Genomic DNA, 14,399 nt, shown 5'->3' with positions numbered 1-14,399 from the left:
TTTGCACTCCCATCGCGGCAGCACCTATGAGCGTGTTCTAACAAAGAGTCGGTCTGGTTGGTTTCCCAGACGGGGCGACACTGCGTGGCGTCGGTTCCAGCCAATCGGGAAGGGACGAGTGGCGAATCGGAGAAGAACTCGATCCCTTCCCTTCAGGCCTCTTCCCGGGAAAGACAGCATCCCGTACACGTCACGGCCTGCAATAAAAATAGTCTTTCTAGACTTCATCTCATACCGAACATTGAACACATTACTTAGACTGGATGTTGAGCTGGATAATCCAACTTGGCTCCCCAATTCACCTCTCAAACCTGATAGGGCGGGCACAAGATGCTTTCTGAGCGGTCAACCGTTGCCAAATCGGTATTGGCTTGACCTGCTTCCGATTGCGAGGGCAATGAGTATCTGATTCTTGTTTTCCCCCGGCAACAGTTTGGCGCATTCCGGCGGTGTAGACAGTACCAGAAATCTCGCTCGAGAGGACCGTCGTCGCGCAAGCGCGTCAGCGCCTCTTCGAAGGCAAGCATAAGCGACAAACTCCGATGATGCCGCCTTCCTTCCCGCTGCAGTGTCGGAGAAGGCCTGGCATGATTCGCGTTGCCTGCCTCTCCAATGCAGTTGAACGACCGCGATTCGAGCATAATGTGAAACCCTTCTCGTCCCTCGCGTGTAGAGCGTCAGTAACGGCTGTGCCTGTGGTTAAATATGCGCAGGCTGCCGGCGGCGCGTCTTCATCTGTCAGTTAAACGGGAAAGGGCGCGCATTTGAATTGAGATAGCTCGTGACCTCCTTTGGTGAGGTCGAAGTCAAAAGAGACATCAGGTAGGCTGACCTTAAGGCGCGCTGAATGCCTTAAGCGCTTGACTACTTCTTTGCCATCAGATTTCCAAAGCCAGAGAAAGCGGTCAGCCCGGCTTACCATCGGATAGCGCTCTGCCGGTCCATCGTCGAAGCTGAAGCTAACCTCAATTCCTTCCCTTCCAATGTGCACGCCGAACTCTAGCGCAGGTGTCACCTCGCCATGGAGGCAGCCGACATACAGAGTTGCGCCGGCGCTGCGTAGGACTGCTGTCGTCTCGGTGTGTCGGCTCGATCGGCTACCGAACTGATAGATCTCCCAGCCAACCGCCGAGTTTGCGCTGGTAGCGCACAGCGCAATAGGCAGGATGTGCCTCTTGATCGAAGCGTACCAACTTGAATGGAGCCAGGACGATTGCATCAAACACTCCGAAACAAAATCTGCAGTCTAAATCGCATCCGCGGAGCCATTCCGACCGAAGCAAGTGACGTGCCGCCTAGTCGAGTGTGGTGATTGGTGAAGTGCGGATTTTCGACGGCAATAATCCGAGCACGTGCGCACTCAGCGCGTTCGGTGCGAGACAACCCAGTGATGAAGCCAACTCGCGCAGAGTAAGATGCGCGATCTTCTGGGCTTTTCGCCCTACGAGGGCCCTTCTCGAATATGGACGCTTCGACCTCGCTCAACATTTGCGGTCTGGTCGTACAGATGAATGAGCGCGACTCCTCTGTTGCGATAAGCCCGAGCCATGGCTGCTTGGGGGCGCTAAACGCGACGCTGTTGATACATCTAGGACCAACTCTCCACATTATTACATCTGTCCAAGCCCAGGGTTAGGCACTGTCGACTGGACAACTTGAGGGCGCTGCCGCTGCCCGGCCGATTGGTTTGGAATCACGGTCTTCATCCGTGCGGAGGCCTCTTCAGGGTGTCGTCAGATGGATCACGTTCCATGATGCTGGCTTGAGGGTCGCTTTCAGGAGCCTGCCATCCAAACTTGCGACTTCCAACGAGGTTGGCGCGACCCTGCCGGGCGCGTGCTTTGTATTGGTAGCGTTAAGGTCATCGTGCCGGAGCTCGAGCTTTTCCTTGAGCGCCAGCCGACCGAAGCTTCGAAGATCGAAGGTCACTTCCATCTCCTTTTTAAGATCGCGATTGATCAGAAAGAGTGACAAGCCGCCGCCATCCTCTGCTATCGCTGCTATCTTGAGATACGCAACGTTTTGCGTCGTGAAGTTATGTTCCTGGGGGCCGCCCGAATTATAGTGGGGCGCATCGTAAGCGTCAGACTCAGTCAAAGTGCGCAACACTCTGCCACGAGCGAAGCGGCTCATATGAGCGAAAGGGAAGAATATGGTTTGACGCCAAGCGCCGCCGCCCGTCTCGGTCATGATCGGAGCGATAACATTGACGAGTTGCGCAATGCAGGCGACTTTCACCCGATCAGCGTGATTGAGCAACGAGATACAGGCCCCGCCAAAGGCGAGTGCGTCCTCCATCGTATAGATTTCCTCGAGAATGGGCGGTGCAATGGGCCAGCCGTCCTCCGCCGCTCCAGCCTCGCTGCGACAAGTCCGATACCAGACGTTCCATTCATCGAAGCTTAGCATCAGGCGCTTGTCCGAGTGCCGCTTGGCGGCAACGGCATCGGCCAATGCGATGACCTCATCGATGAACTTGTCCATCAAGTCGCTGCTGGCCAGAAACGATGCGGTGTCCTTACGGAAATTCTCAAGGTAAGTATGGATTGAAATGTAGTCGACGTGGTCGAACGTATATTCGAGGACCGTGGCCTCCCATTGGCCGAAGGTTGGCATGTTGCGCGATGACGAACCACACGCGGCAAGTTCGATGCTTGGGTCCACTCGGCGCATCATCTTGGCCGCTTCCCTTGCAGCCGCCCCATAAGCGGCGGCGCTCTTTTGCCCTATCTGCCACTGGCCATCCATCTCGTTGCCGAGGCACCATAGCTTGATTTTATGGGGCGTCTCCCAGCCGTGCTTGCGGCGCAGCTCCGACCAGGCCGTTCCGCCGGGATGGTTGCAATATTCAACCAAGTTGCCAGCAGCATCACCGCCCCTGGTCCCGAGATTGACGGCCATCATTGGGCTGACATCAGCAGCTCTACACCAGTCCACGAATTCATTGGTGCCAAACCTGTTCGGCTCCGTGCTGGACCAGGCGAGGTCGAGGCGCGCGGGCCTGCTCCCCACCGGACCTACGCCATCCTCCCAATTGTACGCGGACACGAAATTGCCGCCTGGATACCGAACGAGCGTCGGGCCAAGCTCTTTGACGAGTGCCAGCACGTCCTTTCGAAAGCCATTCGCGTCGGCTGTTGGATGGCCAGGTTCGTAGATACCGCCGTAAACGCCGCGGCCTAAGTGCTCGATGAATGCCCCAAAGAGACGAGGATCGGTTCGGCCGAGCGCGAAGTTGCGGTCGATCAGCACGCTTGCTTTTCTCATGTTGCTCGATGGTGACTTGGCGTCGTTACGCGATTGGCTGCTAGATTCTGGTAAGGTCCTTGATCAAGAATCATGCCGAGTCTTCGGGTGGCGTCACCGGCTTTGTTCGAGGTGAAAGGCGAGCGCGAAAGCGCCCCTATGTCGTGGGTGCGACAAAACCCGACAATGTTTGCGTCCGAACGCTTGCGGCGCTGCGGCAAAATCGTATCGCATGAGCTCGTGATGGCCTTCGTTCCGCTCTGGGCGCTCCGTGTTGGTGGGCTCACGCGAGCCCAGCCCTAGAAGGGCTGCGGCTGTGGCGTGCATATTCCGAGCTGCAATCGGCGGCTGGCTTTTTCGGCGTGGCGAAAGGCTGCTGGGACGAGTCGTCCTTGGAGTGCAGGGCGGAACTGACCCAAGTGAAACGGAAGCTGTGTCGAACTCTTTAATCTTTTCTGGTGATTCAAAGCACAAACGTGTCTGCCGCATGTGTCGTTCGGATCGGCTGGCGCCACAACGCGGGTGGACAGCTACCTGCAAGTGATGCGTTCGGGCGCTTGTACGAGGGGCGAAATTCGGAGCTGAAGATAGAGGCACACGGCGCGTGGCTCTTGCCAGGAAATCGGGTACACGCGCCGTGTGCGTTCCGCAAAATGCTCAATTGGAACAACATCCGCTACCCGCAGGATGTCTAAGCACTTCGGGCAGCAATGGCATAGCTTGACGAGCTGACGAGAAGCTGACGACCATATCCCGGGCACCCGTTTTTGTCCTTGATGTCGCGACCTACACGGCTGATGTAACGGCGATCACTCATAGGGCGAGCAGGTGGATTAGCTGACCGCCCATCTGGCCCATCTGGCCCGTCGTGCCGATAATTGTAAGCAGGCCGATCGGCGTTTTCAGGGCCTGAACGTCCTAACGATGTGAGTGGGAAGCGGCCCTGGAGCCACTTCTCTTTGTGAATTGCCGCGCAGGTCTGTCAGCTTTCAGTAAGCTAGCCCGCATACAGAGCCTTTGAGGTTGACGGGATGTGGCAGGGACAGTGCTATCTCACCAGAACGGTCGGCGCCGAGTCATGTTTCTCGTCAGCCTCATCAGCAGTGCGGATGCGGCAGGGGCCTTGCCTTCAACTCAGCCCCCCGGCGGGTAGCTCCGACCGCGCCCGCACTGCCTCCAATTTTCGGCCTAATCCCGTGCGAGTAGTTTCGCCCGTTATGCGAACTATGACCCCCTCCGGCTTCTTCCGCTGCTTTGAGGCTGGCTATGCGGAGTGCTGCCGCTGGGCGGAGGTCCGTCTGACAGTCGGGAAGGTCTGGAAGACTGGTCGAATGAGAAAGGCGACGTCAAGGTTCAGGGTGGGTGCGGCGCCCTTCTGGGGTCATGTTGGCCGACCAATTCTAGTAGGTGCTGGCCGGAACTTAGAGCGTAAGATAGCCGGCCACTTCCTCTAGATTGAAGAGCAGCACAATGGACGAGCCTCGCATCAAAGCTCTCCGGGCGCTTATCAAAGATCAAATTGAAGCCGTTGCAGAGGCGGTCTGCGAAGGTAACAGCCCGTTAGCGGCCGCGCTTCGTTTGGAATGGCTTACGCGCGAGCTAACGATCGAAGAGAGCGCCCAAAGCGTGATCACCCACCAGAGCAGGTCAAAACGCCTTTGCGATCGGCTGCGATGGGGCTTTCTGTTTGCAGATTGTCGCGCGCAAGAGTTCCGTTGAACTCAGATTATCGCGCCTCGTCAATCAGCGACGGTTTTGGGGGCGCGTGCGAGGTTGGCGTCCCGGACGGCGTTTTCAGTCGTGCGGGGGCGTTTGCGATGTGCTCGAGTGCTCTGCGGGTGATAAGGACGCGCCATTGTGGTGTTACAACACCGCACGCAGACACTCGACCATCGCTATCTCAGCCCGGTTGAGTTCGATCGCAGGGCGGGATTAGCATAACCGCGTGTCCATCAAACCGGCAGCAGCTCAAAACGACGACGTGGTCGCCACGCCTAAGTCACGCTCTTGAACACGACCCAGAGATCGTAGTCTCTCACTTCCGCCGGCGATCTCAGGGAGGCAACGTCCGCTCACGTTTTCACTCTCCAAGCGCTGGCGGCCTTATCGAGCGAGCGCACACCACGGGGCATTTCTGGACGAGATCGAGCGGCACCGGTGGACAGGTCCGCCAACTGTTCTTCATGAGAGCCAAATCAATCGCTGCAGTAGCGGGCAATGAGAGGCGGCTCGATTGTGACACACAAAGCCGGGCTTTGTTGCGGCCACTGACGATCAAGCAAGTGTTGGTCCGTGGTGTTCTGACTTGCGCCAAAACCGCTATCGGAGCGGCTGCACATTCGGTGCTGTCGTTCCCGCGGTGTCCGGCGCTACCGCGCCTCCACCATCCTCTGCGTTATTCTTGTTGCGGGGCGCGAAGGTACCGTAGCTGGCCAGAGGAATGGCGGCGCGATCGCCATTACTGGTGATGACGGACCGATTTTCCAGCAAGTCGAGCGGATCGTTTGCCATAACTGCCAGATTGCTTTTGGTCGAGCAACCCAGCGTCGGTTCGAACGCATTGTCATTTGCTGCAGGTCCCACAATCAAAAGCGACGGACAGTACGGAAGACGAGCTTCAAAGGTGATCGCCTCGATCCTCGCGCCGGAGGGGGACGGCAAATCGAGGGGAGCAGCGAACAGGCGGATGTTATAAGGAGCAACGCCCATGGCGCGAGCCTCGTGCGCCACTTCGGCAATGAGCCTATGCGAGCCGATGACATCCACATGCAGCGCGTCCCGCCGGCCGCCGCTGACGTTGGCGATAAAGCTACGCAGCTGACGCTTCTCTGAGCCACGGAGGCTCGGCAGGAATAAGGTTTGCTTCCTCTGCTCGACCTGGATTGCCTGTTCAGCCGGCCCGCGATGGATCGAGGCACTATTTGCGCAGCCGCATAATGTCGCACCAATAACAATCAAGGGACACAAATCTCGTAAGGTCATTTGGCGATTCTCATTCGATGATAAAGCCGGCGCTGCCGGTCAATCCTGGTGCACTCGTGCGAGGCGCATCGCGATCTCGCGTCGGCCTAGCCAGCGTGTTCGTCAAAATCCGCCCGGCGTCGGAGGACGGTGAGATGCGGTCGGTTGGCGCACTCATCTCGTTCGGGTTCGATGCGGGCCGCACGATGTAGGGCGTGACAATAATGACCAGCTCGGTTTCACGTTTTTGAAACGACGAAGAGCGAAAAAGCGCACCCAGGATCGGTACATCCCCGAGCCAGGGAAACTCGCCGATATCCGTGTTGAAGTTGCGCCTGATGAGCCCCCCGATTGCAAAGCTCTGGCCGCTGGCGAGCTCGACCACGGTGCTGGCCCGGCGAGTTGAGAGGGCCGGGACCGCCATACCATTGATCTTGACTTCCCCTTCGCTCGACAGTTCGCTGACTTCAGGCTTCACACGCACATTGATCTGATTGTTGCTGAGCACGGTCGGCACGAATTCCAAGCTCACACCGAACTGCCGGAATTGAACTGAAACCTGCCGATTATCCTGCATGACCGGAATCGGAAATTCACCACCCGCCAGGAAACTTGCGGCTTCGCCGGACATCGCCGTCAGATTTGGCTCAGCCAGGATTGAGGCGAGGTGCTCACTCGCAAGAGCGTCGAGAGCAGCGCTGAGGTTGATATTGCCGGCGCTAAATCCGACCCCGATCGTGCCGCCGCCGCCGGCCGCCGCGGACCGGTCCTTTTTGCCCGTGTTAAGAAAGGCGCCGTTTGGACCGGAGGCGTTGAAGTTGATATTGAGATCCTTGACAGCGCTGCGGGAGACTTCCGCCACGCGCACGCTGAGGTTCACCTGCAGTGAGCCGGCGACCTGGATCTTATTGACAACCGGCGCCCCGGCGCCAAGAAATTGTTCAGTGACCTTTCTCGCTGTGTCCACAACGTCGGCATTGGGCGCCGTACCGCTAAGAATAGCACCGCGCGGGGTATAGCTGACCTGAATCGGATAATCCCCGATCTCGGCCTTGAGCGCGGCCCGCAGATCCTCGATAGGTTGGGTGACGACAACACGTAGCTCTGCTAGCGCTTCTCCGTTTTCGTTCAGGGCGAACAGGCTCGTTCGCCCGGACTTTTTGCCGAATACGAAAATTGTACTGCTCGAGGGCGCCTGATAATCGGCAATCGCCGGGTCGGCAACAAAAATGGTCGCCGCCGGCGCGCTCAGATGAACTGTCTTTCCCTGCGACGAGGTAAGGTTGAGCGTGCCCGTGGTGCTGCCAGGTGCCGCACGTGGCATCTCTCCTTTGCCGTCCCGCTTTGTCTCAGCTGAGGCGGCAAGCGGAAACAGCAAAGCAAGCCCGCATAGGAGGTAGCAGAGACCTGGCAGAGCGGCAGAGCGGCGCGGGTTGATGATCGCAGGCGGCTGAATGGCGCCGGCGGCATAGTTGAGGACTTTCAAGCGATTGTTGCCTTCAAGTGAGACTGCTAGGCAGCCGATGCTGTGCCAACGAGTTCAAGAGTGTAACCGACGCCGCGCGCGGTCTTGATCCTGAGCGTCGCACCGGCCTGGTTCAAATGTGCGCGTAAGCGATAAATCCCGACTTCCAGCGCATTGGTCGAAACCTCGTCGTCAAACGCGTACAAGCTATCCTCCAGCGATGTGCGCGGCACAGTGCGGCCGGCGCGATTGAGCAGATGTTCGAGGATGCACACCTCACGCCGGGCAATCCTCAGAATCCGACCACCGACCGAGACTTGTCTGGCGATCGGATCGAAATGCAGATTCCCGAATGTCACGACCGGCGCCGTCATTTGCGTTGACCGTCGCAAAATGGCCCGCATGCGAGCGATGAGTTCGTCGATCGACACAGGCTTGGGCAGGAAATCATCCGCTCCGGCATTGAAGGTCGCAATTCGCCGGCCGAGATCATTAAGACTGCTCATCATCATGGCCGGCATTGATCGTCCATCGCGTCGCAACTGCTTCAACCAGTCCAAGCTATCTCCATCCGGAAGCACGGATTCGAGCAGTACGATGTGGTAGGTCGCGCAATTCAGCGCGGCTGACGCCTCATCCAGTGTGGGCGTCACGTCGACCGCAAACCCGCAATTCACAAGTGTTGCCTTCACAGCGCGGCCAAAGTCTGCATGATGATCAACCAGAAGAATGCGCATTCATCGCCTCTCGTGCGTCCTCGGCAAGCCTTGAGCTTGTTACGTTTGACCATGAGATCCGGCGGAACCCAGATGCTGCCGGTTTGGCGCGAATTGGAGAAGTCGTAAACGATGCACAGGAGCTTGGTGGCGCGCGGCTGACGCGTGCGCGTCCATCGCCAACGGATCAGTGACGGCTTGCGGCGAGTCGCCGCGGCTCAACATATCCGTTACACTGGCAAGAGCTCTGCAGTGCCTCACGGGGTTGACAGTCTTGGCGGTGCGCTGATGTATCCGTGAGCCGCGCATAGCCGCTTCTGCCAGCCCTAGGCGAATGCCTGCAGGAGCAATCGCGCCAAACCGCCGGAGCGACTGGAGCATGCGGGCGTGAGCAGCTTTGGTTGCTTCCGAAAAAGCTTGCGAAAGCGACATTGAAAACTCCCAGTTCGTTGGATCCGCGGTCAGTTTTGCAAGGCTGTCGTCAGGTCGCGACATTGCAAGTTTTCCGCGTTAAGGCACTTCGCGCGCTATGTGTCGGCCAATGGGTCGCACAAAGCCGAGATGCGACGAAACGATCAACGTGTCCTTCGGGACAAACATCTTTTCGCTGCCCGCGCTAGCGAAGCAAGTTATCAACCGTTCCGAAGCGCGGGTCTCTTCCGACACGTTCTCCGCTCCACCCGAGCGAGTATCGCCAATGAAGCAAAAATTGGGTGCGGCGTTGCGGTCGCGCGTTGTCTGAGGCGGTGACGCAGGCTCCATTTCATCAGGCCGGGTGACCGGTACAAGAATTCAGCCTCGCATCGGCATAGGCGTGCCGGTCGCCCGCGTTGTTCTGGCGCGCTGGATCCTGGTCTGGATGCGAAGAGGGCGCTTTGTCCTGCGCTCTCAGAGTGGGTGAACGATGCAAGCTCTGAACAGGAGCAGTTGAGTCGTGTGACAAACCGGATCGGCGGAGCATTGAAGTTTTGAGACGTTCGCAAGTTTTGCTACCTGTCAGGAAGAGTTCACGCGATCGGATCGTGCCGCGAGACTGTCGTAAATCCTACAATCTGACGCGAGGTGAGATTCAAGGCATTTGAAGGCTCTTTGTAGCGGTGCCTTCAAATCGAAATCGTTGTGAGGCAGCGGCGACACAGTGCGGCCATACGGTCGAGCCGCACGCGTCGGTCCGTCTCGCTTTCGCGCAAAGTCGTAAGCATTTGTCCGTCCAATCAAGCGTAAAGCAGATGCGCTTCGAAGCGCCCGAAGAGGTGGCGTTCCCAGCACGCGTCGGTAAGCCACGACGCCCGGATCAGGGCGATCCGATCCGCCTTAGACGTGTCAATTTAGCGGGAAGATCATGGCAAGGGGCGAGCATACACGTGACACACCGGAGGTAATGTTCGAGATGCAGATTGCCCATCGCTCGAGCCAAGATGGTCGGCAAGGGATCGCGGAGAGAATCGATTGCCAGACGTCATCTTGAATGCGGCCTCCATTTATTGCGATTGACTATGAGGCTGTTCGGCGTGCTCCGCAAAATCTATTGTTTTTATGGAACGCATCCAGGCGACGGATCGGCCGTCTTGCAACGGCGCGGCTTCGCTGATGCGATCGCCGCCGAAATGCCTATTGGTTGACCGCGTGGTCCATTTCAGCACAAGTAAATTAAAAGGGGGACGCTGCGCGTTCAGCGGCTTACCTCCACCACAGCCGTCAGCCGCCGCGACTGGCCAACATTCATGTCGTTCGAATGCGCAATGGCTCCAAGGTGCAGCATGCTCCAGCGAGGGGCCACGGGAGATAGGATGGTCGGCGCTCTTTCGACTTAAAGACGCGTCTTGCGTCGGAGCCCTCAATTGCTCTAACGCGCGATCGGCAAGTTGATAGGGCGGTCGGCGGCACCCACTATGCCTAAGCTGTTGTGCATAAGTCGGCGTTGGTGCGCCGTTTCCACTACTTCATTGAGGATGTTTTGGTGCTGGGACGCCCACGAACCCGCCGAATGGGGCCATCTAGAGACCATTACTGATTGCTCTCGCGCTTGTAGGGATTAACTTCGCTGCCGGTGCGGTAGCTTTCCAAGTTTCCGCCCAGGAACAGGCGCTCGGTTTCTTGGGTCGGCGTTCTGCCGAGTGAGCACATCAAATCGACGTCCGCATCGATATTGTCGTAATCCTCAGCATTCATTCTAAGCGCAATGCTGCTCATCACGTCGTCGGGCGTCCAGACAGCGAGCTTCGGCACGGTGTAGGTGTGCAGCTCGTTCGCATTGTTGGCGATCGCTCTCGCCCAATGATCGCGGGAGACGGTGAGTTTCGCCGGATCTTCGACCAACGATACGAAGGGTGATGTGGTTGTCCTGCCGCGCATATGCCAGCCAGCTTGGCGTGCCCGGTCAATAGGATAGCGCTCCGGATGATCTCCAACGGAAGAATGATCCCGAGCCGTGTTGCGAACATGCAATATGGCGCTCGTGTTGTGTTCCGTATGCGGCTTGCAATCACTGTCCTGATGCTGAAAGCGCCGCAGCGTGACATAAGACGACCTCACCACGTCGTCGAATACCCGATCTCGGTCAACGGCAGGTGCGCTCGCCGGTGACCAGCGCGCCGCTTGCTGCCCGGCAAGGGCGATCTCGTTCCGTAGCACTTCAAGATTGGCACCAGTCAGTGTTGCGGCAAGCTGAGCGCGGGCGCTGACAAAGGATGACGCTGGATAGCTACTGGTTTGCGAGGCCGCCTCGCTCGGCGCAGATGAGGAAGTGCCAGCGGCGGAATGTGCCACTGTGCGGACTGAAGTCGATGTTGGATAGACCGAATCTAAGTCGCCTGGATGCAAGTCATTTAGCTGCTGCTCGAAGCTTACTTGATGCTCCGAATTGCGTGTCGGTGCGCTGGTCTGGCCGCCATGCTCATCCTGTTGCCGCTCGACGCGGACGGGCTGCTGTAACGCGTTGCGAATCTCAAAGGGAGTGTCTGCCACGCTTCGTGGATCAACATTCATCTCTCTCTCTCTCTCTCTCTCTCTCTACCTTCGAAGTTCCGGATGCCGGTGTAGATTGTTGCAGGTGCAGCTTTCGAGAAGCTGACAGACCAGGAAGGGCCCATTTCGCTTCTACTTTTTGAGGGAGTCGATGGAGTTAGTCAGCGAGGCGAACAGTCATTTGGACGGAAGCCGCGCAAAGCGTCGAATCAAATCGGTGCGGCCTTGTGCCTTCCGACATTGGTGCTCGATTGGGCCGAGATCGGGTGACCGAGTTTGTTCGGACTGGCGCGTCAGACACGCCCAATAACTTCATTGCGGACGCGTCATCTAAGGCAGACAGCTTGCACAGCAAAATGGACAAGCTGGTGCTTGAGGCGAGGAAAAGGTTCTTTCGTAGATCGTCTGCTTAAGCAGAAGTGTGAGTTGTAGTCTCTCGCTCGAGAAGCCTGGGCCGGACCAGCGCAACGGTTGCTGTTTCCAAGCGGACGACTGCAACAAGTCGTTCTCGTCGACGCGCGGGAAGTCGAGCCACTCCCGCAAATCTGACCTACGAGGTTGTGATGTCGGATTAGCCATCGCAACTACTTGCGCCTTGTCGCGACAGGCTGCCTTGTACAGGCGCGAGCGCGCTTGCTGTCTGGAATCAGCCAAACGCATCTCAATTACGACGTCTTGGAAACCGCAATCGGCGGTACTCATCGAGGGAGAAGATCATATGAAGCTTAATGGCCGAGAACTAACGATCCTGTTGTCCTTGCTTTCGGCGGCGAGCGTGAGCGCGCCGGCGAGAGCCGACGAGCCCTCGCCGAAATACACCGAGGTGCTCAGTGCCCTCCAGGCGGGGAAGAACGTGAAGCTCATACTGGACATGAGCCGCTGTACCAATGCGGAGGGTGGCAAGCCTGCGTCGGGGACGTACGCCGGTCTGGTGATCAATGCCTTCAGGGTGACCGGCCAGAATGGCATCAGCTTCGCCAATGCTCATCAAACGGTCGACAGCTCCGGACATGCCGTGACCGAGTACATCCGCCATAGCCTTAGCCGCGAAGGCAAGCTGACGGTGCGAGCCTCGAAACTTGTCGTCGGGACCACCGAACTCGTGAACCAAGTCGAATTCATCTGCGAAATACCGGATGGCGCAAAGTTCGTCTGGTAACGAAGATCACAGAGCGTGGGTGGCGCTTCGAAGGCTCGATCCTTTAAATGATGTCGACACCTTCGCAGGGCGTGATCGTTAGCACCGTCAGAGTGTTTCTGGCCGTCCTTTCGTCGGGGAAGGATCAAGCTGCCTGAACTTGCTGCTCAGGTCTCATGAGGCGGCCGATCTCCATTTGATCTCAGGCGTTGGAAGATCGGCGGCTCAGGCAATCGTCGTATGGGGTGGAGCTACGGCCTGTCGGTTGAACGCTCCAGGCGATCCCGCTACGTCCGCACGCTGCCTGCGGTCCTTGTGAGAGCATCATCTGATCCGGCCGCAGGCCCGCGTTGATGACTCTCAGCTCCTCCACGGCGGCCAGCCGGACCGGAGTGTTTTAGCGCGAACGCTGCTTTCGACTGCTCCGAGCATCGGAAAGGGGCAAATCACGCTTTCCGAGCCTGAGCCATCAGCCTGTTGCTCCTGACTTTCTGTATGGATTTGGCGCGCTAGCAATCCGATAGTCATCCAGATTCCCGCCCAGAAACAATACCTCACGCTCCTCAGTGGGGGTATCACACACCCATGCCCGATTGGGGTCATCATCCTCAGTCCCGTCCTCGAGAATACTGACAATCTCCTCGGCCGTCCAAGTTGTGACCTTCGGCACAGCGTAGGTGTGCAACTCGTTCGCGTTTTCCGCTATGACTTTGGCGCCAAACTCGTTGTCATCGTCCGGCGAAAGGAGCAGTTGTGAGGCCTGCTCGGACAGTGAGACAAAAGGCGAAGAACTGGTATCACCTCTCATGTGCTCTGCCGCTGCGCGACCCAGATCAAGTCGTTGCCCTCCCCAGATATTCCAGGGGGCCTCGTCATAACGCAATGCCGCCATGGAACGCAAATGGTCCATCGCGCTTTGACGGTCCAACGCATTTGGCTTGCAGTGGCTGGCGTGGTTTTGGAAGCGCTGCAGCTCCACGTATGACGATGCCACCACGTCGTCATAAACGCGGCTATTATCGACGCGATAGGCTGACGATCCAATCGCTGTTGACCATTGTGCTGATCTTTGCGCCGCGAGTTCGATTTCTTCTCGTAGTTCCGCAATGTTCGCGCAGGTCAGCGTTGCGGCAAGCTGAGCGCGCGCTCTCACAAAGGATGCAGGCGTGCACCGTTCATTCTCCGGGATATCTTGCGCTCTCTTATTGCCATCCGTTACCGTCCGGTTCGATCCGGCCCCCGGTGAAGCTGATGCCGCGAGGGTTGGCTGAGACTCTCCAAGCCGATGCTCAAAGTCTGCTTGCGCTGCCTCCTCCTGTTGCGGCTCGAGGTAGTGCAGCCCAGCCTCGGATGGGTTGACGCTGTCAAATGGATCCACTCCGTTCTCCTTTTTTTGGCCTTCAATATCATCGTACAAAGTTGAGCAGATCAGGATGATGACCAAGACGCGGGCAGCGTCTCTAACCAGGTCGGTCTTGTTCTCGAACGGATCGTGAGGCGTACGGGTGGGACTGACCGGCAATCCAGGTCATTTTAGCTTCCAGATTTTGAGCCATCGTGGTGGCCTCCTGTCCGGATAGAGTTGTTGCTACGCTAGAAGGCTTAGCTGTCGAACAGCTGACCAGACTCACTGCTTGAAGAAAACGCGTGGCCACTGCGACTGTGCCGGCGAACTTGTTGTTCATTGCTGAGCGGGGTTTGGTGGATGGGCCACCTCGCTGTCCGTTTTACGGCGGCACCGTATGAAAGGTCCTGGAGAAGCAGCCCGGCGGAAGCTCAGCTACCGGTGAGCTTGGCTGCATGGGAGTAGCCTGCCAGGGCCGGCTGCATCAGTTGGCAATGAATGTCTTTGAAATGCTATTCAAGATGCTGCTGCGATCCTAACAGCTGGGTCAGGCAGCGGCCA

At 57.8% G+C, this 14,399-nt stretch carries 9 protein-coding genes; 2 read left to right on the top strand and 7 right to left on the bottom strand.

Going from position 1 to position 14,399, the window contains the following annotated elements; genetic code table 11:
* Positions 1-742: 742 nt before the first annotated feature.
* Together XH98_RS30595 and arfA are read right to left on the bottom strand one after the other, a co-directional pair.
* Complete coding sequence (locus XH98_RS30595) at positions 743-1,219, bottom strand: hypothetical protein (RefSeq protein ID WP_271620828.1); 477 nt, start codon at positions 1,217-1,219, stop codon at positions 743-745.
* A gap of 503 nt (positions 1,220-1,722) precedes the next feature.
* Positions 1,723-3,267 (bottom strand): arabinosylfuranosidase ArfA, encoded by a 1,545-nt coding sequence (gene arfA / locus XH98_RS30590; RefSeq protein ID WP_271620827.1) that lies wholly within the window; start codon positions 3,265-3,267, stop codon positions 1,723-1,725.
* Between the two features lie 1,449 nt (positions 3,268-4,716).
* On the opposite strand from arfA, the gene XH98_RS30585 reads away from it, so the two are divergent.
* Complete coding sequence (locus XH98_RS30585) at positions 4,717-4,965, top strand: hypothetical protein (RefSeq protein WP_271620826.1); 249 nt, start codon at positions 4,717-4,719, stop codon at positions 4,963-4,965.
* Between the two features lie 600 nt (positions 4,966-5,565).
* Here the strand turns inward: XH98_RS30585 and XH98_RS30580 are convergent.
* From XH98_RS30580 to XH98_RS30565, 4 genes are all read right to left on the bottom strand, one after another.
* Positions 5,566-6,228, bottom strand: coding sequence for a CpaD family pilus assembly lipoprotein (locus XH98_RS30580; RefSeq protein ID WP_271620825.1), 663 nt, complete (start codon positions 6,226-6,228; stop codon positions 5,566-5,568).
* A gap of 10 nt (positions 6,229-6,238) precedes the next feature.
* Positions 6,239-7,693, bottom strand: a complete 1,455-nt coding sequence (locus XH98_RS30575; protein WP_271620824.1) for a type II and III secretion system protein family protein — start codon at positions 7,691-7,693, stop codon at positions 6,239-6,241.
* Between the two features lie 26 nt (positions 7,694-7,719).
* Positions 7,720-8,409, bottom strand: coding sequence for a winged helix-turn-helix domain-containing protein (locus XH98_RS30570; protein WP_271600104.1), 690 nt, complete (start codon positions 8,407-8,409; stop codon positions 7,720-7,722).
* Positions 8,410-10,395: 1,986 nt separating this feature from the next.
* Complete coding sequence (locus XH98_RS30565; RefSeq protein ID WP_271620823.1) at positions 10,396-11,376, bottom strand: hypothetical protein; 981 nt, start codon at positions 11,374-11,376, stop codon at positions 10,396-10,398.
* A 697-nt stretch (positions 11,377-12,073) separates the two neighbouring features.
* Between XH98_RS30565 and XH98_RS30560 the strand changes: the two genes are divergently transcribed.
* The gene (locus tag XH98_RS30560) at positions 12,074-12,514 is read left to right on the top strand and encodes a VirK family protein (protein WP_271600106.1); all 441 of its coding nucleotides are present in this window, start codon (positions 12,074-12,076) and stop codon (positions 12,512-12,514) included.
* A 448-nt stretch (positions 12,515-12,962) separates the two neighbouring features.
* Here the strand turns inward: XH98_RS30560 and XH98_RS30555 are convergent, their stop codons facing one another.
* Positions 12,963-14,015, bottom strand: coding sequence for a hypothetical protein (locus tag XH98_RS30555; RefSeq protein WP_271620822.1), 1,053 nt, complete (start codon positions 14,013-14,015; stop codon positions 12,963-12,965).
* Positions 14,016-14,399 lie beyond the last annotated feature (384 nt).

This window comes from Bradyrhizobium sp. CCBAU 51745 (assembly GCF_028128715.1).
Classification (GTDB): domain Bacteria; phylum Pseudomonadota; class Alphaproteobacteria; order Rhizobiales; family Xanthobacteraceae; genus Bradyrhizobium; species Bradyrhizobium manausense.
Note: the sequence above shows the minus strand (reverse complement) of the source record. Positions and strands in the feature narration are given on the sequence as shown.